Origin of the sequence: Hallella sp. (genome assembly GCF_037460745.1) — a bacterium.
Classification (GTDB): Bacteria; Bacteroidota; Bacteroidia; order Bacteroidales; family Bacteroidaceae; genus Prevotella; species Prevotella faecis.
Map to the genome: position 1 here is coordinate 1 of NZ_JAXVAE010000054.1, position 21,012 is coordinate 21,012.

Genomic DNA, 21,012 nt, shown 5'->3' on the forward strand with positions numbered 1-21,012 from the left:
TCGTAATTCATTGGATATTTAGAAAATTATCGTATCTTTGTCCCCGAATTAAGGCGTTCTTTGTATATTGCAAAATACAGAAACGGGCAGAAGTCCGCTCGTTTCCATATTGTTACCTGTATAATATAGGTAAACGCCCAAATTCTTGATTTTCAATCAAAGTCCAATTTAGAGCGAGTTAGTTTTCTTATTTAACATTTATGCGACTGCGTCGCATTCTTCTGCAAACTTAGAGGGAAATTCGTTGTTGCGCCGTCTGAGGCTAAAAGGAAAAAGACATTCGTTGTAAAAGCGGCAAAGCCAATGGAGGCCTATGCAACCCGCAGAACCATCCAACATCCAACATTAGAAAACGTAAAATGCTTTGGTTAGGTCATGGTACCATTCGCTGCGCTGGCCATCGGCAGCCATCAAACAATGTTCCGTGCGCTCAAAGCGACGGGAGGTGTCTTTCGAGAAAGCGAGCAACTGGCGCTTAAAAGGCTTGCGATCGGTGGTCTTGATCATAGCCTGTCGGCACATTCTAAACCCTGACAAATAAGCCGTTTCAGTAAACCGCTCAACCACTTCTGTAGGAAGAACAACGCTCAGCACCCCCTCGTGCGTCAAGTGGCGTTTGGCAAACGCAAGGATGTCGGCAAACGACAGGTCGACATCATGACGCGCCAGCGTACGTTGCGAATTGGGAGTCTTCAAACTGTCAATAAAAAACGGAGGATTGCTTACCATGCAATCGTAAGGCTCGCCGGGCTCCCACTCTTGCAACCTCACATGATGGATGGCCACCTGGGCGAAAGCGTGGGCGTTCTCGGCAGCCTGGCAGGCGGCCTGCCCGTCGGCCTCCACACCCTCCACAACACTATCGGGAAACCGCTGGGCCATCATGAGCGCAACGACACCCGTGCCGGCGCCAATGTCGAGGATGCGGCGACCACCCTCAGCCCATGCGCCCAGCAACACGCCATCGGTGCCCACCTTCATGGCACAACGGTCTTGGCGAACATCAAACTGACGGAACGAAAAAACATCTTTCGGCATAGTTGTAAACCTTACTTTTTCATGTTTTAACGTATTTTCTACATATTTATTGTGCTCGCTCGGCAGTTGACACGATATTTTAGCAACACACCTTCTATAATGTGCCCAAAAATTAGTAACTTTGCACGCTAAATGTAACGTAGAAAGAAAAAAGCATTTTTATAGAGTAAGCAAATGGATAAAAATCAAAATACGTCTATACAGATGTTCGCCGACTATGAAGGCGACATCAGCACCCTCTTAGAGTCGAACGCCCCGGAGGAACTGCCCGTGCTCGCCACGCGCAACATGGTGGTGTTCCCCGGAGTGCTCGTGCCCATTTTCATCGGAAGGAAGGCGAGCGTCAGTCTCATACGCAAGTTATCGAAATCGGAAGACCCCATTTGCGCCATCTTCTCACAAAAAGACGCAGAGGTCGACGCACCCAAGCAGAAAGACCTCTACCCCATGGGCGTCTACGCCCACTTGGTGCGCGTTATCGACATGCCTGGCAGCGAGAACATCACGGCCATCTTCCAAGCCCACGGGCGTTGCAGGCTTGAGAGCATCACAGCCACACGCCCCTACCTAAAGGGCACGGCCACACCCGTTTCCGACGTCGTGCCCGACGTGCTCGGCGAGGAGCTGAGGGCCATCGTGGAGGACGTGAGAACCACCACCACACACCTCATCAAGAGCAACGACGACATACCCAACGAGACGCTGATGACGCTGAAGAACATCTCCAACGAGATGATGCTCATCAACTTCCTCTGCACCAGCCTGCCCTTTGACCCGAAGGAAAAGATGGAGCTGCTCATGACCGACGACATGGAGGAACGCGCCATCGGACTGCTGAAGCTCGAAAACCGCGACATACAGTTGCAGGAACTAAAAAACCAGATTCGCAAGAAGACCCACGAGGACCTCGACGAGCAGCAACGCGAGTACTTCCTGCATCAGCAGATGAAGAACATCAAGGAGGAACTGGGAGGCGACGAGAAATCGCCCGAGAAGAAAGAACTGCTCGAAAAGTCGAAAAACAAGAAATGGCCCGAGGAGATTGCCAAGACCTTCGCCAAGGAGCTCGACAAGCTCGACATGTTCAACCCGCAAAGCCCCGAATACAGCGTGCAGGTCAACTACCTGCAGCAGATGGTGGCCCTGCCCTGGAACGAATATACCGAGGACAACCTCGACATCAAGCGCGCCAAGCGCGTGCTCGACCACGACCACTATGGCATGGAGAAGGTGAAGGAGCGCATACTGGAGTATCTGGCCGTGCTGCAACTCAGAGGCGACCTCAAGTCGCCCATCCTCTGCCTCTACGGTCCTCCGGGAGTGGGTAAGACATCGCTGGGCAAGAGCATCGCGGCGGCCATGAAGCGCAAGTATGTGCGCGTGTCGCTCGGAGGCCTGCACGACGAGAGCGAGATTCGCGGACACCGACGCACCTACGTGGGAGCCATGCCCGGACGCATCATCAAGAGCATACAAAAGGCGGGATCGTCGAACCCCGTGTTTATCCTCGACGAGATCGACAAGGTGACGCAGAACGCCATCAACGGAGACCCCTCGTCGGCCCTGCTCGAGGTGCTCGACCCTGAGCAGAACAACGCCTTCCACGACAATTTCCTCGATGTGGACTACGACCTGTCGAAGGTGCTCTTCATAGCCACCGCCAACGACCTCAGCACCCTGCCAGCACCCCTGCTCGACCGCATGGAGATCATAGAGGTGCCCGGATATGTCACCGAGGAGAAAGTGGAAATTAGCAAGCGACACCTCGTGCCGCGCGAATTGGAGAACACGGGCTTCGGAAAACTCGAAACAAAACCTTCGTTCACCAAGGCCACATTGGAGAAAATCATCGAACAATACACCCGCGAGAGCGGCGTCAGACAGTTGGAGAAGCAAATCAACAAGGCCCTGCGCAAAATGGCGCTCATGTATGCCAGCGACGGACAGCTGCCTTTCGAAAAGGTGCAGCCAGCACAGGTGGAGAGCCTGCTCGGCAAACCGCCCTTCTACCGCGACGCCTATCAAGGAAACGAAGACGCTGGCGTGGTGACCGGACTGGCGTGGACCAGCGCCGGAGGCGAGATCCTCTTTATCGAAACCAGCATGAACAAGGGGCATGGAAGCCGACTGACCCTCACGGGAAACCTCGGCGAGGTGATGAAAGAATCGGCCATGATCGCCCTGCAATATGTGAAGGCGCATGTGGACCAGCTCGGCATCGACTACCGCATCTTCGACAACTGGGACATACACATCCACGTGCCGGAGGGAGCCACGCCCAAGGACGGACCATCGGCGGGAATAACAATCGCCACATCCATCGCATCGGCCATCACGCAACGTAAGGTGAGAAAGAACACGGCCATGACGGGAGAGATAACGCTGCGGGGAAAGGTGCTGCCCGTGGGAGGCATCAAAGAGAAAATACTGGCAGCCAAGAGAGCCGGAATGACCGACATCGTGCTGTGCAAGGAAAACCGCAAGGACATCGACGAAATCCCAGAGAACTACCGCAACGGACTGACGTTCCACTATGTGGAGAACATCCTGGAGGTGTGGAAGATTGCGCTCACCGACGAACTGGTCGACAAACCCCTGGAGTTTGTGCGCAAGAACGACGAGCGAATAGGATTCCTCCCATTTAACTCAACATCAAACCAAAATTGATTTATGATGAAGTTTGAACTACAACATACCGACAACGCATCCGACGCACGAGCCGGACTGATAACCACGGCCCACGGACAAATCAAGACACCTATCTTCATGCCCGTAGGCACGTGCGGATCGGTGAAGGGCGTACACTTCGACGAGCTGCGCGAACAGGTGAAGGCCCAAATCATACTGGGCAACACCTACCACCTCTACCTGCGACCCGGGCTCGACGTGCTACGCGCCGCTGGCGGACTGCATGGCTTCAACGGTTGGGAGCGCCCCATCCTCACCGACTCGGGCGGTTTCCAAGTGTTCTCGCTCACAGGCATCCGAAAACTGAGAGAGGAGGGATGTGAGTTCCGGTCGCACATCGATGGATCCAAGCATTTCTTCACACCCGAGAACGTGATGGACACGGAACGCGTCATAGGTGCCGACATCATGATGGCGCTCGACGAGTGTCCGCCGGGAAAGAGCGACTACGAGTACGCCAAGAAGAGCCTGGCCATGACCCAGCGATGGCTCGACCGATGCATCAAGCGGTTCAACGAGACGGAGCCGCTCTACGGCTACGAGCAGACCTTGTTCCCCATTGTGCAGGGATGCACCTACAAGGACCTGCGACGCGAGGCGGCCAAGTTTGTGGCCGACAAGGGGGCCGACGGAAACGCCATCGGCGGACTGGCCGTGGGAGAGCCCACAGAGGTGATGTATGAGATGATTGAGGTGGTAAACGAAATACTGCCCAAGGACAAGCCACGATACCTTATGGGCGTGGGAACACCACAGAACATCCTGGAAGCCATAGAAAGAGGTGTAGACATGTTCGATTGCGTTATGCCCACACGAAACGGACGAAACGCCATGCTCTTCACCTACAACGGAACGATGAACATGCGAAACAAGAAGTGGGAAACCGACTTCTCGCCCATCGACCCCGACGGGTGCCACACCGACCAGATCTACACCAAGGCCTACCTGCACCACCTGTTCAAAGCCGGTGAGCTGCTCGCCATGCAGATCGCGTCGATACACAACCTCGCATTCTACCTGCGCCTCGTGACCGACGCGCGACAGCACATCATCCAAGGCGACTTTACAACATGGAAGGCAAGCGTCGTAGACCAACTGGGAAGACGCATCTAAACAAAAAGCATGAAAAGCTACAGCAAGATTAGAAAGCACCGAAGGGTGTACAAGGCAAGACGGTGGGCAAGCCAGCATCCAGCATGGCTCCACAGGCTCGTCGCATGGATTGCCGCACACACCCTGGTGCTGCAAACGGTGTTGAAATGGATGGGAAGGAGGTTGAGCTTCATGAAACGGCTCAACCCGTTCAGATACATCAAGCGCATTGATTGGTACATCATCAAGAAGTTTATAGGAACCTATGTCTTCTCCATCCTACTGATCATTTCCATCTCCATCGTGTTCGACGTCAATGAGAACCTGGCCAAGTTTACGCAGTATCACGCTCCGTTGCACGCCATCGTGTTCGACTATTACGCCAACTTCGTACCCTACTTCGCCAATCTCTTCTCGGCCCTGTTCGTGTTCATCGCCGTCATCTACTTCACATCAAAGTTGGCGGGCAACTCGGAAATCATCGCCATGCTGGCCACAGGCATCTCGTTCAAGCGTCTGCTCAGGCCTTACATGATATCGTGTGTGCTCATCTCGGGACTGTCGTATTATCTGTCGGCATACGTCATCCCACACGGAACGGTGATACGCCAGAACTTCGAGACGATGTATAAGAACAAAAAGAAGAATACATCGGCCGAAAACGTGCAACTACAAGTGGCACAAGGGGTTATTGCCTACATCCAGCACTACGACAACAACTTGAAGAAGGGCTACGGCTTCTGCTTGGACAAGTTTGAGAACAAGAAACTCGTGTCGCACCTAACGGCCATGGAGGTGCAATACGACACCATCTCCGACTCAAAGTACCATTGGAAGCTGCGCAACTGGAAGGTGCGGCAACTGAAAGGATTGCGCGAGCACATCACGAGCGGAGACGAGAAAGACTCGCTCATCATGATGGAGCCCACCGACCTCGTTTACTCGAAGGGACAGCAGGAAACCTTCACGTCGCCCGAGTTGCACGACTACATCTCGAAGCAAATCGACCGAGGCTCGAGCAACGTGGTGCAGTATCAGGTGGAGTACCACAAACGCATCGCATCCTCGTTCGCATCCTTCATCCTTACCATCATCGGAGCGTCGCTCTCATCGAGAAAGCGAAAAGGAGGAATGGGCATGTACCTCGGCATAGGACTCGGACTGAGCTTTGCCTACATCATGCTCCAAACCGTATCGGCTACATTTGCCATCAACGCGGGATTCCCGCCCATCCTGGCAGCATGGATGCCAAACATTATTTTTGCCATAGTGGCATGGTTCTGCTACTTCAAGGCGCCAAACTAATTAGAAAACATGAAATTTACAGATTTAGACTTAAACGACGACATTCTCGACGCACTCTACGACATGCGTTTCGACGAATGTACACCTGTACAGGAAAATTGTATTCCAGAGATATTAAAAGGAAACGATGTGCTTGGAGTGGCCCAGACCGGTACCGGAAAGACGGCTGCCTACCTGCTGCCCGTTCTCTCTATGCTCGACGACGGCGGCTATCCCAAGGAGGCCATCAACTGCCTCATCATGTCGCCCACACGCGAGCTGGCCCAACAAATCGACCAAGCCATGCAGGGCTTCGCCTACTATGTGCCCAACGTGTCGAGCGTGGCCGTGTATGGCGGAAACGACGGAAACCGATACGACCAAGAGCTAAAGAGCATGCGCCTGGGAGCCGACGTCATCATAGCCACGCCCGGACGTCTCATCTCGCACCTCTCGCTCGGCAACGTCGACTTGTCGAAGGTGAGCTTCTTCATCCTCGACGAGGCCGACCGCATGCTCGACATGGGCTTCTCGGAAGACATCATGAAGATTGCCTCCTACCTCCCACAAAACTGCCAGACCATCATGTTCTCGGCCACCATGCCCAAGGACATAGAGAAGATGGCCCAAAGCTTGCTGAAAAACCCCGTGGAGATCAAGCTCGCCGTGAGCAAGCCCGCGGAGAAGATCCAGCAAAGCGCATACATCTGCTACGAGACGCAGAAACTCGACATCATCAAGGATATCTTCAAGGCTGGCGACCTGAAGCGCGTCATCATCTTCTCGGGATCGAAGCAAAAGGTGAAGCGCATCAACCAAGCCCTGACACGCCTCCACATCAATAGCGGAGAGATGCACTCAGACCTCGACCAGGCCCAGCGCGACGACATGATGTTCAAGTTCAAGAGCGGACAGATCGACGTGCTTGTGGCAACCGACATCCTCGCGCGAGGCATCGACATCGACGACATCGCCATGGTCATCAACTACGACGTGCCGCACGACTGCGAGGACTATGTGCACCGCATTGGCCGTACGGCACGCGCCGACCGCGACGGACGAGCCATCACGTTTGTCAACGAGGACGACATGTACGCCTTCAGCCAAGTGGAGAAATTCCTGGATAAGGAAATTACCAAGAACCCGCTGCCCGAGGGCTGTGGCGAGGGACCCGAGTACGTAACGTCGAAGCGCAAGGCCTCAGCCAAGAGCAACCGACGCAAGGACCGCGACGCCACCTCACACAAAGCCAACAAACAGCGCAACCGACGCAACACACGCGAAGACAGACAGCCCAAAAGCGAGAAGCAAGCCAAGGGAGAGCAACAACCCATGGGCGACCAGCAGGCCGAGAACGGAAGCGGTAAACAGCAAGGCGAGAAGGCTGGCGCAGAAAAGAACAACGCCAACAAAAGGCGCAACAACCGCCGTCAGCAAAAGCCACAAGGCGAGCAGGCTGAGACCGAGAAGCGAAACGAGAACGGCGCTTCGAAGAGACGCAACGAGGGCGACGCTCCCACCAACCGCAACGAGGAAGGCGCACCCGAGAAGAAGCAGAACAGGAGAAGGAGAGGCAACAACAAGCAAGCCAAGCCGCAGGGCGAGCAGCAGGCTGCACCCGAGAAACGCAACGACAACAACAAGTCGGCTAAGCGTAACGAGGGCGAGCAGAAAAACAACAACAAGCAACGCTCCCAAAAGCCCAGACGCCGTCGCCAACAGCAGGAGGCGGAGGCACCAACCGTAGGAAGAACCACACGCTACAACGGCCTTCCCGACGATTTCAAGGCCCCTGAGGAGCACGAGAGTGGCTTGAAGAAGCTCATCAAGCGCCCCTTAAAGTGGATTAAGAGCATTGGCAAGAAATAACCATCGCACAACACACATTACACAAAAAAGGATGCACCTTCCAATGCATCCTTTTTTTGTTTCTATTTTTTGGGGGGATAATCGTTTCAGCTTTGTTGGATAATCGTTTCAGCTTGTCTTGGATAATCGTTTCGTCGCCTAATCCTCACAGGCCTGCTTGTCGCTACTCTTCCTAATTTTGAAGATCATGGGGATGACTTTCTTATAAACCTTACGGTCGCCCTGTATACGACGAAGCAGCAGTTCGCAGGCTGTAGCGCCCTGAACGTGAGCCTGGTCCATAACGGCCGACAACGATGGTGTGACGAAAGCCGCATTATCGTCTTCTGTAAAACCAATGATGGCCACATCCTGAGGAATGTGAAGGTTCAAACTCTTGATGGCATCGAACGCAGCATAAGTCACAATGTCGTTGAGCGCCAAGATGGCGTCGGGCGGATTGGCCGACTGAAGCATTTGGAGGGTCTTGTCGCGTGTTTCGGCAAACTCTATCTTCCCACACACCACCAAGTCGCGGTCGATGGGAACCCCAGCCTCGCGCAACGCTTCCAAATATCCATGCTTACGACGCTTCACCATATCTATATGGTTGGGACCTCCCAAAAACGCCACACGTCGCGAGCCCGTGTCCAACAAATGCTTGGTAGCCTCATAAGCGGCCACATCGCCATTAGAAACCACTTGGGAGAAACGGTCGGGAAGACAGGTGCGCGTGAAGAAAACAAGAGGCACGTCTAAGCGTTCCATCTCCTCATAATGCGAATAGTCGATGGTGTCTTGAGCCAAACAGGAGATGACGCCATCCACATGCATCGTAAGGAAACTCTCTATGGCACGCACTTCGCGCAGGCAACTCTCATGACTGTTGGCCGAGAAAACCAGGAAACCATGCTGCTGGGCATAGTCCTCTATGCCGTCGAGCACCGAAGCAAAGTAGTGGGTAACGAGATTGGGAACAACCACTCCTATGATATGAGGCCCCTCCTTACGAAGACTTTGCGCAAAGGGGTTAGGATGATAATTGCGTTGCTTGGCCAGTTCTTGCACCTTTTTACGCATTTCCTCACCCACCTCATGGCTACCATGAAGAGCTCGCGAGACGGTTGCTATGCTGACATGAAGCTCAGCGGCTAAGTCCTTAAGAGATGTTCGACGTTGTTTCATAAAAGGAACCTTCTAACTTATTAGGTTTGTCATGCAATGATAGTGCAAACGAGCGCCATGAGAACTTGTTCTCTAATGGCCGAGTGCAGCCTATCTTATCCAAAGATAGTGCAAATCGAACGCAGAATATCAAGCTTGCTTGAATATTATGCTGAGATGCAGCCTATCTTATGCAAAGATAGTGCAAATCGAGCGCCATGAGAACTTGTTCTCTAATGGCCGAGTGCAGCCTATCTTATGCAAAGATACAATAAAAATATAGAGAAATTGCGAAGTGGAGAGGGAAAACAACCGGAAAGCACATGAGTTTACCCCGCAAAGGGCGAATGTTGTATCGAAGAAAGGGCAAGGTGAAAGATCAGATGTGGAAATAGGAACCCGATGCCTATGGCGGAGCATCCAACATGCTTAAGAGTAGCGTTATAGAAATATAAAAAGGGAGGCTGATTGCTCAACTTCCCTTTTTATCGGTCGGGATTACTGGACTCGAACCAGCGACCTCGCGCCCCCCAGACGTGTGCGCTACCAACTGCGCTAAATCCCGTTCCTTATTTGCGATTGCAAAGGTACGCACTTTTGTTGGAACCTCCAAATATTTCGGCAACTTTTTGCAAAAAAAGTGTTATCTTCTCCTATTCTGTCATAAAATCTTTTGAAAATCAAGATAAAATGGCTAACTTTGTCAATACAACATATAAATAAGGAGATAATCTATGAGAATCAAAATATCAGCCCCAAGCCAACTGTCGGCTTCCATTAAGTTGCCCGCCTCAAAAAGCATCAGCAACAGAGCGTTAATCATACACGCCCTCTCGGGAGGCAACATGATGCCCGACAACCTATCCGTTTGCGACGACACGGATGTGGTGGTGCAGGCCTTGGAAACCATGCCCCACACCATCAACATCAAGGCGGCAGGCACAGCCATGCGCTTTCTTACCGCTTACCTGTCGGTGAGGGAAGGCGAGCACGTCCTAACAGGCACAGAGCGCATGAAGCACCGCCCCATCGGCGTTTTGGTAGATGCCATGCGCACCTTGGGCGCCGACATTCGCTATGTGGAGGAAGAAGGCTTTCCCCCACTCCACATCAACGGCAAGACGCTTTGGGGCGGACAGGTCTGCATCCCTGGCGACGTAAGTTCCCAATACGTATCCGCCTTGCTGCTCATCGGTCCGGTGCTTAAGAACGGCTTGGAGCTGCAACTCTCGGGCAACATCATCTCAAGGCCTTACATCGACTTGACTCTTTGGCTCATGCGCGAATTTGGCGCGAACGCCGATTGGGCGTCGGGCGACACCATTGTGGTAAAGCCGCAACCCTACTGCCAACGTCGGTTCCTCATAGAGAACGATTGGAGCGCAGCCAGCTATTGGTATGAGATGGTGGCTCTTTATGAGCGCGACATGGCCAAGGTGAGGCTTGGCGGACTCATGGACGCCTCGAAGCAAGGCGACTCGTGCGTAAAGCACATCTACTCGCTCCTGGGCGTAAAGACGCAGTTTAGCGACCACGAGGAAGGAAAGCCCACCCTCGTCACCATCACCCCACGAATGGGATCGGTGAGAAAAATCGACTTCGACTTCAATAACTGTCCCGACCTGGCGCAAACGGTCGTGGTAACGTGTTGCGCCCTTGACATACCGTTCCACTTCAAAGGATTGACGAGCTTGAAGATCAAGGAAACCGACCGCATAGAAGCCTTGAAGCGCGAACTGCGCAAGGTGGGCTACATCGTTCGTAGCGCCAACGACAGCGAGCTCATTTGGGACGGAACAAAATGCGAGCCCAGCATGGAACCTATCGACACCTACGAGGATCATCGCATGGCCATGGCCTTCGCGCCACTCGCCATCAAATTCCCCGGATTGGCCATCAACAACCCCGAGGTGGTCTCCAAGTCGTACCCCACATTCTGGGACGACCTCAAGTCGGCTGGCTTCACAATCGAAGAGATAACAATCTAAGCAACCCCCCACGTCACCTTATTATATAGCACCTGCATGCCATATCTTATCATCGGCCTTGTTGCATTAGGCTTGCTCACGGCCCTGTTCACTTGGTTTGCCCAACGAAAAGGCACCAACGAAGAGCCACCCATCACAACCCACGGCGACTGCTCATCGTGCAACGGCAACGACACCCGTTGCGAACAAGCGTGTATGATGGAGGCGGCAACGAAAGACATAGAGTATTTCGACGACGAGGAGCTCGACGAATACAAAGGCCGCCCCTCCGACCAATACACCGACGAGGAAACCGAGCAGTTTGCCGAAGTGCTCGAAACGCTGCAACCCCAAGAGGTGAAGCCCTGGGGAAGGAGCCTCGTGCTGAGAGGCATCAACATGCCAAACGGCATAAAAGATGAGTTTGCCACCCTTGCCGAAGGTTTTTAGGCGAAAGAAAGCAATAAATAGCGCGCAACACTCGTTATCAACACGTTGAGAATGAAACGATACATACACCTGCTGCTGGCCATCACGGGCGTGATGGTCATCACAGCATGTTCCACCGAGAAGAATACTGCAAAATCTCGGTGGTGGCAGGCGTTCAACACCCGATACAACACCTACTACAATGGCACTTTGGCCTACATAGACGGTTCATTGGCCAAAGAAACCGGCAACAAGGATAATTTCACGGAGATTATCCCCCTTTATACCGTTAGCAACAAAGCCAGCAGGGAGTTGGGAAAGGGCGAGTTTGACAAGGCCATCGAGAAAGCCGAAAAAGCCATAAAGTTGCATAGCATTAAGCGCAAGCCCGAATGGACCAAGAACCGCCGCAAGACGGAGAAAGACTTGGAGTGGCTCAACCGCAAAGAATACAACCCCTTCCTGTGGAAGGCTTGGATGCTCATGGGACGTTCCCAGTTTTTCCAAGGCGACTTTGATGGTGCGGCCTCCACGTTCAACTACATGAGCCGCCTCTATGCCACCCAACCGGCCATCTACGGCCGCGCACGCGCTTGGTTGGCCAAGTGCTACATAGAAAACGATTTCCTCTACGACGCCGAGGATATCATAAGAAACATGCAACGCGACAGCCTGCATTGGAGAGCGCGCAAGGAGTGGGACTACACCTACGCCGACTACTACATCCACACGGCCAACTACGCCAAGGCCATTCCCTACCTGCGCAACGTCATCAAGCACGAGATGCGCAAGAAGCAACGCGCGCGCGAATGGTACCTCATGGGCCAGTTGCAGGCTGCGCTGGGAAACAAGGCCGAAGCCTACAAGGCTTTCAGAAAGGTGGTTCGCCTGAACCCGCCTTACGAGTTGGAGTTCAACGCCCAGATTGCCCAAACAGAGGTGTTGGCCGCCCACCAGTCGAAGCAAATGGTTAGGCGCCTCAAGCGCATGGCCGCATCCGACAACAACAAGGATTATCTCGACCAAGTTTATTATGCCATCGGCAACATTTACCTTGCCCAGAAAGACACCGCAAGCGCCATTGCCAACTATGAGAAGGGTGCCGAAAAGGCCACACGGAACGGCATTGAGAAAGGTGTGCTGCTGCTGAAGCTGGGCGATCTGTATTGGACAAAGAAGAAATTTAGCGATGCCCAGCGATGCTATGGCCAAGCCATTGGACTGCTCGACAAGGAGCGCGACGACTATAAGCAACTGTCGAACCGTTCGAAGGTGCTCGATGAGCTGGTGCCCTTCACCGAAGCCGTACATCTGCAAGACTCCTTGCAGCAACTGGCCCAAATGCCAGCCAAGGAGCGCAACGAAGCCATCGACCGCGTTATCGAGGCTCTGAAAAAGAAGGAGAAAGAGGAAAAGAACAAAGCGGCGGAGGCCAACGCCCAGCAAGCCCAACAACGAAACAACGCCATTGGCAACAGGAACCAAAACACAACTTACACCAACAACACCGCCAACCAACAGGCCAACGGCCAGTGGTACTTCTATAACCCCATGGCGGTACAGCAAGGCAAGCAACTCTTCCAGCGCCAATGGGGCAAGCGCGAGAATGTAGACAACTGGCAACGCGTCAACACAACCGTCGTTGCCGGATTGGGCGTAGATTCGCTGGCCAATCTTACCGATGCGCAACGCGATTCGCTCGACAGGGTTGAGGCTGCCCAAGACTCCCTGGAGCAGGTGATGGACAGCGCCCAAAACGACCCCCACAAGCGTGAGTATTACATGGCGCAAATACCCTTCTCCGAGGAGCAGGTGGCCGCCAGCAACGCCATCATCATGGACGGCCTGTTCCATAGTGGCGTGATTTTCAAGGACAAGCTCGACGAGTTGGCGCTCTCAGAGAAGGCGCTCACCCGCCTCACCTCGCAATACACCACCTATGAGCACATGGATGAGGCCTACTACCACCTCTTCCTTCTCTATTCGCGCATGGGCCAACCCGCTACCGCTGAGGGCTTTGTGGAGAAACTGAAAGCGGGCTATCCAGAGAGCCAATGGACCCTCCTGCTCACCGACCCCTTCTTTACGCAGAACGCGCGCGAAGGTGTGCATCTCGAAGACTCGCTTTATGCGGCAACCTACGAGGCCTTCAAGGCCGACCGCTACGCCGAGGTCGACGCCAACACGCATCTCTCCGAGAGTCGATTCCCCTTGGGGGCTAACCGCGACAAGTTTATCTTCATCGACGGATTGGGCAAGCTCAACAACGGCGATGGCACAGGTTGCTTGAACGCCATGCGCACGGTGGTCGAGAAATATCCCAAGAGTAGCGTGTCGGAAATGGCTGGCATGATCATCAATGGCGTCAAGGAAGGCAAACAGCTGCGCGGCGGCAAGTTCGACATTGGCGACGTGTGGAGCCGCCGCAGCGTGGTGCTGAGCGATAGCGACTCTATCCATGCGCGCCAGTTTACCAATGAGCGAAACACCAACTTCGTATTCATGTTTGTGTACCAACCCGACAGCGTCGACCAAAACAAGCTGCTCTTCGAACTGGCTCGCTACAACTTCACCAACTATCTCGTAAGAGACTTTGAGATTGCCACCGACGAAGGCGACGGCATCCAGCACATGCGTGTGTCGGGATTCCGCAACTACGACGAGGCGCTGCAATATGCCCGCCAGGTGCTTAGGCAGGCTCCCATCTTGCGCCTCTTGGGAAAATCGCGTCCTGTCATCATCAGCGAGGAGAACCTGCCGTTGTTGGGCACCAACTTCAGCTACGATGAGTACGACGCCTATTACAACAAGCATTTTGCCCCACTGAAAATAGCCACCTCCCGCCTACTCACCGAGCCGGCCGAGATCACAACGAACGCTCCCAAGAAAGCGCTCGAGACGGAGAAGGAAGTCGACGACTATCTGGACGGAACCTTCATCTCGCCCGACGAGAAGGTCGATACGCCCACGCAAACCGTCGTTCCTGTGGACGAGCCGTCTAACGAGCCTGCGCAAACGGGCACAACCATCCCCGTCAACGACAACAACGAGGGCACGAACCGTCAGGAAACCATCATTCCCATAGGCAACGACGCTCCTGCTGGCAAGGGCCAGAATGAGACCATCGTGCCGCTGCAAGAGGAAGAAAAACCTGCAGGCACGAAAAACGCCAAGGTGCAAACCACAACCGTTACAACCAACGACCAAGGCCCTGTGGCAAAGGAGCCGAAGGCAGCTGCCAAACGAAAAGAAACCACAAAGCAAGCCGCAGCTACCCAGAAGGCGCAAAACAAGCCGGCACAGGCGGCCAACAAGCCTGCGCAAAGCAAGCCTGCGCAAACCACCACCAAGCCCGCTACCCCAACGGTGAAGGAGGAGCAGAAGGCGCAGCCCACGATCAGCAATGGCGCCTACATCTTCTTCGACGACGACACGCAGGTGCCGCCCAGCAAGAGCCCTGCCAAGAAGAAAACGGCAGACGACGCTTCCAATAAGAAGAAAGACACCAACAAGCAAGAGAAGGACCGCACCAACAAGCAAGACGACGACTCACAGAAAACCAACGACAACAAAGACCCAAAGGACAACACGTTCGACCTGGAGGACGAGTATTACGACCTTGACGGTTTCTAAACGAATGAGGAACGAATCATGGCAATGACACAAAACAACGGCTACATATTATGGGTCGACGATGAGATTGAGCTGCTGAAAGCTCACATCATCTTCCTGCAAAAGAAAGGCTACGACGTATCGACCGTGAGCAACGGCGCCGACGCCATCGAGGAATGTAAGCAACGCACCTTCGACCTCATCATGCTCGATGAGATGATGCCGGGCCTGACGGGGCTCGACACCTTGCAACGCATCAAGGAGATACAACCGCAGACGCCCGTGGTCATGGTGACCAAAAGCGAGGAGGAGAACATCATGGACCAAGCCATTGGCGCCAAGATTGCCGACTATCTCATCAAGCCCGTCAACCCATCGCAAATCCTGCTGACGCTCAAGAAAAACATCCATCGGAAAGAAATCGTTACCGAGGTGACGCAAAGCGGCTACCAGCAGGCTTACCAGCAACTGTCGTTGCAAATCACAGGCTGCAAGACCTGGAGCGATTGGGCCGATGTTTACAAACGCCTCATGCATTGGGAACTCGAGCTGAGCGACACCGACAGCCAGATGATGGGTGTGCTGGCCATGCAAAAGGAGGAGGCCAACAACGGGTTTGCCAAATTCATCAAGAACAACTACATGGATTGGGTTTCGCCCAACAAGATGAGCGACCGCCAACACCCACGCCCCCTGATGAGCCCCGACCTGTTTAAGGAGAAGGTGTTTCCATCGCTCAACGCTGGCGAGAAGGTGTTCATGATCGTCATCGACAACTTCCGATACGACCAATGGCGCATCCTGGCGCAGCAGATTGGCGACCAGTTCGACATCGACGAGGACATCTACCAGAGCATCCTGCCCACAGCCACCCAGTATGCGCGCAACGCCATCTTCAGCGGGCTAATGCCCAACAAGATCGAACAGATGTTTCCCGAGCTATGGGTCGACGAAGACGAGGAGGAGGGCAAAAACATCAACGAGGCGCCCCTCATACAAACGCAGATCGACCGCTTCAGGCGCCACGACACCTTCAGCTATCATAAGATCAACGATTCGGCCGCCGCTGAGAAATATCTGCAACAGTTCAACAACCTCAGGGACAACGACCTCAATGTGGTGGTCATCAATTTCATCGACATGCTATCGCACGCGCGAACCGAGTCGAGGATGGTGCGCGAGTTGGCCAACAACGAGAGCGCTTATCGCAGCATCACCCTTTCGTGGTTTCGCCATTCTGTCATGGCGGAGCTGTTCCGCCGGTTGTCGCAAAGCAACTACCGCATCATCGTAACCACCGACCACGGTTCCATCAGGGCGTCGAAGCCCATCAAGATCGTTGGCGACCGAAACACCAACACCAACCTGAGATACAAGTTGGGGAAGAACCTGAGCTACAACGCCAAGGAGGTGTTTACCATCAAGGATCCGCGGCAGGCACAGCTCCCCTCGCCCAACGTAAGCACAAGCTACGTGTTCGCCACCGGCAACTCGTTCTTTGCTTATCCCAACAATTACAATTACTACGTGTCGTATTACAAAGACACCTTCCAGCATGGTGGCATCTCCATGGAGGAGATGCTCATTCCGATCGTCACCATGCGGGCAAGGAAGAAATAAGTGTTTACACCAAGCTGAAAGCCACTTTCATCATATTGGTGAACGCCAACTGGCGCTCCTCAGCCGAAGCCGACTTCGCCTCCACAAGGCTGTCGCTAATGGTGAGAATGGTGAGCGCCTTGCGCCCGCAAGCAGCAGCGTTGGCGTAAAGCGCCGCACTCTCCATCTCAACGGCGAGCACACCCATGGCCGCCCATTTGCGCCAGTCTTGGTTCTCGTCGTAGAAGATGTCGGACGAGAGCACATTGCCCACATCATACCTTATTCCCATCGCGCGACACTCGTCGACGGCCCTCGACAACAGGCCATAGTCGGCAATGGGCGCATAGGTTCCGGGCAAATGATACTGCTGGAGATAATTGGAGTCGGTGCACGACCCCTGGGCCACCACCAAATCGCCAATGTCCATGCCCTTATGCAAGCATCCGGCGGTGCCCACGCGAATGATCTGCTCCACATCGTAGAAGTGGTAAAGCTCGTAAGAGTAAATGGCCACGGAAGGAATGCCCATGCCATGCCCCATCACGCTGACGGGTTTGCCATGATAGGTTCCTGTATAGCCCAGCATGTTTCTCACGCCGTTGAACTGCTTGGGATTCTCGAGAAAATGCTCTGCCATAAACTTGGCTCGCAGAGGGTCGCCCGACATGATGACGGTCTTGGCGATGTCGCCCGGATTGGCTGAATTGTGAGGAGTTGACATAATTCTATTCTTTTTTATGTTGTACGCTAAATGTATGTTTCCGCTAAATTACTAAAAAAAACACATATATCCCAAGCGTTTCTCCCCTTTTTTATGGTTACATTGTTTTTATGTATCGCCTTTCTGCAACCCATTGCCCCATATCTCCATATCCACGCTTTGCCAACAGCATGCGCGACATGTGGAACCACCTTATTGTAACATGTAACATGTAACATTGTAACATTTCGTGGCGCCGTGGCGTGTGGGAAAGGCAGGGGTGAGCCATCTGAGGGAAAGCAAAAGCGGCAACCATTCCCTGTGGAGGATATGATTGCCGCCAAGGCGAGGCTGCTCACTCCACCTTGATCCATGCCGGCTCGCCCGGCTCTCGTGCGTTGAGCAGGGCCATGATCTTTCTCATGGCTGTGCGCGAGTTGAGCACCATGCCTTTCTTTCGGTTCTGTCCGGGCAGTATGCATCCCTGCGTGTCGAGGGGTGTGTTGCCGCTGTGTATGCGCACGCCCTCAAAAAGGGTTACGCCCACAAGCAGGGGCAACCATTGCTTGAACCTTGGCGACCACGTCACCACCAGCGGGTAGCGCCCTTCGGGTATGGCGCTCTTGCCGTCTACCTTTTGTGCGCCGTGGTGGAAGTCGCGCCATTGGGGTTCGAGTGTGTCGCACACCTTCATTATTCCGTTTACATAGAGGTGGCCGATGGTGTAGCCGTCTTTCTTGGCTATGCGTTTTAGTGTAAATTCCATTTTGTGTTGAATTTTTCTTAATGTTAAACCCAAATCGGTCATTATTCTTAGCCCCCGAGGCCATTGCCGTAGGCGGTGGGCAACTCGCAAATTGCGGCAACAGCCTGACGGTTGCGCCATGTGGAACCACCTTATTGTAACATGTAACATGTAACAATGTAACATAAGGCAGCACACATGCGCGTCACGGTTAGCTGTCGGCTGCCTTCACCTTTCTCCAGTGCAGCTTGTCGACCTTCTCGAGCCATCCCTGCGAGCACCAGCGCGACAACACCACCCTTAGGGCGCCATCGCTGCAGTTGCCATCCTTCAGTTGCCGCAGGTCGTCCTTGGTGAAGACGGGTGGCAACTGGTCGAAGACCGTCATGTTGTGCGTCTGCCTCACGCAGCTTCTTCCCACCGTGGCATATTGCAGGGCCAGCTGTTCGCCGAAGGTTGTCATCTGCCCTTGCAGCGTTCGCTCGGCCACCTCGAGGGCAAAGGCCACGGCGTGCTCCGTTTCCTCGCTCTCGCCCGAGAGCAGGTGGAACACCACGCCGCACCTGAACCCTATGACGGCCGCTCGCTTGCGGTAGGTGTCTTTCACGTGGTCGATGTCCTTGGCAGCCTCCAGGCGCTTGCTCTCCACCCACTGGGCCATGGCCGCTCGCAGGCGTGGCGTGTCTACGAAGCCCGTTACCGACCTGAGGTGCGTCACGCCCTCGTCGATCAGCTGCTCGTCGGTGGGTGTGCGTTGGGAGAAATGGGGCATGGGCGCAAACGAGTTGTCGGGCATGTCGGCCACAATGACGCGCGACGACAGTCCGTTCTCGATGTTGTCGGTCTTGAAGCATTGCCTCATGGCGCCGTAGGTTCCCAGCATGGTCCAGTTGTAGGCCACGTTCACCACGCCGCTCTCCGCCTGGTCGGAGTTGTAGTCCTGTCCCCACTCGCCATGGTCGAAGGCCAGTCGGTAGATGTCGTATTTCGACGACCACGACCCCGCCCCGTTGGTCTTGCGCAGCGTGTCGAGCTCCTCTCCGAACGAGTACTCGGTGTGTCCCCTCGAGTTTTTGAACCTCTTGAGCAGGGTGCTACAGCTCACCGTTACGGGCAGCACGCGTATGAGCACCTGCGGGTCGTCGGGGGCCTTCTCGTTGGCCTTGCGGCTTTTCCGCTTGGCCTTCCACTCGTCCTCCCGTTGGCGCGCCTCCTGGTCCTCCCGGTCGAGCTGCCGTTTCCACAGGTCCACGGCTTTCTTGCACACGCTCTTCCCCGACGCTTGGTCGCCCAGGATGATCGACATGAGCGCGAGCCTCTGCCGCGCCCCGTCGCAGTATTCCACGGTCACGCCGTCGGCGTAGGCGGCGGCAATGGGCATGACGGCGGCAATGACGGGCCACCACATGTTCTCGGGCACGCCCTTGAGCGACGCCCTCAGGGCAGGCGGCAGGCGGCTCATGGCGAAGGCTTCGGGCGCGCGTTGGCGTGTGGGCTGCGTGGTTGACTGCTCGTCGGCTTCGTCGGCCTCGTCGGCCTCCAGCGTGGCCCGCTTGGCCTGTTCGATGGCTGCGCGGAGCGTCTTGCTCAGGCCCTTGGGTTGCTCCTTGCAAGCCGACTGCAGGATGGCGTGCATCTCCTCGTTGGGCAGGCCGTAGGAGGGCACGACGGCGAGGAGCAGCTGCGGGTCGTTGTCGCAGATGGCGCGCAGGGCGGCCGCCAGTTGGTAGAGGCGCACGTTACGCTCGCCGAGCGTGGGCTCGCCTCCCGTGAGGGCAAACCATCGGCTAACGATCTGGCTGTAGGGCACGCCCTTGTAGGTGCGCGCCTGTGGCTGGTGGACCGTGGCAGCGGGCGCAGGGCTGTCGGTCGCAGGGCTGTCGGTCGCTGTGGAGGCTGTGTCGTGGGCGGCGCGCTCCACGTTCTCGCAGGCGCCCATGGCGAAGAGGTCGTCGTGTAGGAAGAGGAGGTCGGAGGGCGACGCGCTTGTGGTGAAGAACACGCGCGTGAGGTCCTTGGCGCCCTTGTCGAAGGCCACGCCGAGGAGGTCGCTGGCCCATTGCAGGTTGGCCTCGTTGGAGAGTTCCTTCCTCCGCCTGAACACGAGGTGGTAGCCCTTCGTAACGCTCCTTTCGAGCATGAGCAGTCCGAGCTCGTCTTTCTTTGCCAGGATGGTCTGTGGCGCCTCGGCCATGAGGCGTTCGTAGTGGGGCGATGCGGGATCGAAATCGACGTCCATGCCCACCGTGTTGGAGGGCGTGGTCGCTCCCTTGAGTGTGCCGTCGGCGTTGGGCAGGCACGAGTAGTTCATCTGCACCAGTCGCATCTTGGCTCCCCTGCTGCCTTGCCTTGCCATTCGCAGGTTGGCCTGTTGTGCCGATGTGTTGCGCAGCCTCAGGTATTCCTGTCGGCTCACAATGGGGCGGGCCACCTTGTGGCCCTTCTCCATGGTTATAAGGTGTACGCTCATTTTCGCAGTTGGTATTGTTGTATGGCCTCGGCTGCCGCCTGTGCTTCCGTGGCGATGGCCTGGCTGATGTTGATGTTCTCGTCTGTGCCCACCTTGAGCCACAGCTGCACGTCGCCGTCCTTGGTTCGGCTCACGCGTCCGTGCGCCAGCTTCTTGATGAGCATGGCTTGCGACTTGCGGCGCGGCTTGGCCACGAAGTCGAAGGTGCCGTCGGTCATTTGCTGGGCCACGCCTGCCATGCGCCTCACGCGCGGCACCTGGTGGGGGGCGGGGTCGAGGGGCGAGAACAGGAAATAGCGGCGCTCGTCGTAGAAGGCCTGGCCTTCGAGCTGCACATGGTCGCAGTTGGAAATTTGTATGTTTTTATCCATGT

14 protein-coding genes and 1 tRNA gene are annotated in these 21,012 nt (G+C 55.0%); 8 read left to right on the forward strand and 7 right to left on the reverse strand.

Annotation, left to right across the window (positions count from 1 at the left end; all coding sequences use genetic code 11):
* Positions 1-345 precede the first annotated feature (345 nt).
* Positions 346-1,038, reverse strand: a complete 693-nt coding sequence (locus WKK33_RS01550; protein ID WP_215760763.1) for a methyltransferase — start codon at positions 1,036-1,038, stop codon at positions 346-348.
* A gap of 174 nt (positions 1,039-1,212) precedes the next feature.
* Between WKK33_RS01550 and lon the strand changes: the two genes are divergently transcribed.
* The 4 genes from lon to WKK33_RS01570 are packed head-to-tail and all read left to right on the forward strand — an operon-like array spanning position 1,213 to position 7,971.
* Positions 1,213-3,705 (forward strand): endopeptidase La, encoded by a 2,493-nt coding sequence (lon, locus tag WKK33_RS01555; protein WP_337469567.1) that lies wholly within the window; start codon positions 1,213-1,215, stop codon positions 3,703-3,705.
* 6 nt (positions 3,706-3,711) lie between these two features.
* A complete protein-coding gene (gene tgt, locus WKK33_RS01560; protein WP_287769060.1) occupies positions 3,712-4,839 on the forward strand; it encodes a tRNA guanosine(34) transglycosylase Tgt in 1,128 nt (375 codons plus the stop codon).
* A gap of 9 nt (positions 4,840-4,848) precedes the next feature.
* Positions 4,849-6,123: an LptF/LptG family permease gene (locus tag WKK33_RS01565; protein ID WP_215760765.1), complete on the forward strand. Its 1,275-nt coding sequence runs from the start codon at positions 4,849-4,851 to the stop codon at positions 6,121-6,123.
* A 9-nt stretch (positions 6,124-6,132) separates the two neighbouring features.
* On the forward strand, positions 6,133-7,971 hold the full coding sequence (locus tag WKK33_RS01570; RefSeq protein ID WP_337569709.1) for a DEAD/DEAH box helicase: 1,839 nt from the start codon (positions 6,133-6,135) through the stop codon (positions 7,969-7,971).
* A gap of 138 nt (positions 7,972-8,109) precedes the next feature.
* Here the strand turns inward: WKK33_RS01570 and WKK33_RS01575 are convergent, their stop codons facing one another.
* On the reverse strand, positions 8,110-9,135 hold the full coding sequence (locus WKK33_RS01575; protein ID WP_337469565.1) for a LacI family DNA-binding transcriptional regulator: 1,026 nt from the start codon (positions 9,133-9,135) through the stop codon (positions 8,110-8,112).
* 471 nt (positions 9,136-9,606) lie between these two features.
* Positions 9,607-9,679 (reverse strand) — tRNA-Pro (locus WKK33_RS01580).
* Between the two features lie 169 nt (positions 9,680-9,848).
* On the opposite strand from WKK33_RS01580, the gene WKK33_RS01585 reads away from it, so the two are divergent.
* The 4 genes from WKK33_RS01585 to WKK33_RS01600 are packed head-to-tail and all read left to right on the forward strand — an operon-like array spanning position 9,849 to position 16,742.
* The gene (locus WKK33_RS01585) at positions 9,849-11,102 is read left to right on the forward strand and encodes a 3-phosphoshikimate 1-carboxyvinyltransferase (RefSeq protein ID WP_337932172.1); all 1,254 of its coding nucleotides are present in this window, start codon (positions 9,849-9,851) and stop codon (positions 11,100-11,102) included.
* Between the two features lie 36 nt (positions 11,103-11,138).
* Positions 11,139-11,531: a hypothetical protein gene (locus WKK33_RS01590; RefSeq protein ID WP_287769052.1), complete on the forward strand. Its 393-nt coding sequence runs from the start codon at positions 11,139-11,141 to the stop codon at positions 11,529-11,531.
* 51 nt (positions 11,532-11,582) lie between these two features.
* A complete protein-coding gene (locus WKK33_RS01595) occupies positions 11,583-15,143 on the forward strand; it encodes a tetratricopeptide repeat protein (protein ID WP_337932173.1) in 3,561 nt (1,186 codons plus the stop codon).
* Positions 15,144-15,167: 24 nt separating this feature from the next.
* Positions 15,168-16,742 carry a bifunctional response regulator/alkaline phosphatase family protein gene (locus WKK33_RS01600; protein WP_337932182.1) on the forward strand — a complete coding sequence of 525 codons (1,575 nt, stop codon included), beginning with the start codon at positions 15,168-15,170 and terminating at the stop codon, positions 16,740-16,742.
* Positions 16,743-16,746: 4 nt separating this feature from the next.
* Here WKK33_RS01600 and deoD read toward each other — a convergent pair whose 3' ends face one another.
* The 4 genes from deoD to WKK33_RS01620 form a co-directional block, all read right to left on the reverse strand.
* Positions 16,747-17,445: a purine-nucleoside phosphorylase gene (gene deoD / locus WKK33_RS01605; protein ID WP_337570932.1), complete on the reverse strand. Its 699-nt coding sequence runs from the start codon at positions 17,443-17,445 to the stop codon at positions 16,747-16,749.
* Between the two features lie 334 nt (positions 17,446-17,779).
* Positions 17,780-18,190 (reverse strand): DUF5675 family protein, encoded by a 411-nt coding sequence (locus WKK33_RS01610; RefSeq protein WP_337746342.1) that lies wholly within the window; start codon positions 18,188-18,190, stop codon positions 17,780-17,782.
* A 190-nt stretch (positions 18,191-18,380) separates the two neighbouring features.
* Positions 18,381-20,639: a hypothetical protein gene (locus WKK33_RS01615; RefSeq protein ID WP_337932174.1), complete on the reverse strand. Its 2,259-nt coding sequence runs from the start codon at positions 20,637-20,639 to the stop codon at positions 18,381-18,383.
* The gene (locus tag WKK33_RS01620) at positions 20,636-21,010 is read right to left on the reverse strand and encodes a hypothetical protein (protein WP_337569701.1); all 375 of its coding nucleotides are present in this window, start codon (positions 21,008-21,010) and stop codon (positions 20,636-20,638) included. Before WKK33_RS01620 ends, WKK33_RS01615 begins: the two co-directional genes overlap by 4 nt.
* Positions 21,011-21,012 lie beyond the last annotated feature (2 nt).

Coding starts and splice junctions, on each gene's coding strand:
- deoD (WP_337570932.1), bottom strand. CDS start 17,445: ATGTCAACTCCTCACAATTCAGCCAATCCGGGCGACATCGCCAAGACC.
- lon (WP_337469567.1), top strand. CDS start 1,213: ATGGATAAAAATCAAAATACGTCTATACAGATGTTCGCCGACTATGAA.
- WKK33_RS01610 (WP_337746342.1), bottom strand. CDS start 18,190: ATGGAATTTACACTAAAACGCATAGCCAAGAAAGACGGCTACACCATC.
- WKK33_RS01570 (WP_337569709.1), top strand. CDS start 6,133: ATGAAATTTACAGATTTAGACTTAAACGACGACATTCTCGACGCACTC.
- WKK33_RS01590 (WP_287769052.1), top strand. CDS start 11,139: ATGCCATATCTTATCATCGGCCTTGTTGCATTAGGCTTGCTCACGGCC.
- WKK33_RS01585 (WP_337932172.1), top strand. CDS start 9,849: ATGAGAATCAAAATATCAGCCCCAAGCCAACTGTCGGCTTCCATTAAG.
- WKK33_RS01620 (WP_337569701.1), bottom strand. CDS start 21,010: ATGGATAAAAACATACAAATTTCCAACTGCGACCATGTGCAGCTCGAA.
- WKK33_RS01575 (WP_337469565.1), bottom strand. CDS start 9,135: ATGAAACAACGTCGAACATCTCTTAAGGACTTAGCCGCTGAGCTTCAT.
- tgt (WP_287769060.1), top strand. CDS start 3,712: ATGAAGTTTGAACTACAACATACCGACAACGCATCCGACGCACGAGCC.
- WKK33_RS01595 (WP_337932173.1), top strand. CDS start 11,583: ATGAAACGATACATACACCTGCTGCTGGCCATCACGGGCGTGATGGTC.
- WKK33_RS01565 (WP_215760765.1), top strand. CDS start 4,849: ATGAAAAGCTACAGCAAGATTAGAAAGCACCGAAGGGTGTACAAGGCA.
- WKK33_RS01615 (WP_337932174.1), bottom strand. CDS start 20,639: ATGAGCGTACACCTTATAACCATGGAGAAGGGCCACAAGGTGGCCCGC.
- WKK33_RS01600 (WP_337932182.1), top strand. CDS start 15,168: ATGACACAAAACAACGGCTACATATTATGGGTCGACGATGAGATTGAG.
- WKK33_RS01550 (WP_215760763.1), bottom strand. CDS start 1,038: ATGCCGAAAGATGTTTTTTCGTTCCGTCAGTTTGATGTTCGCCAAGAC.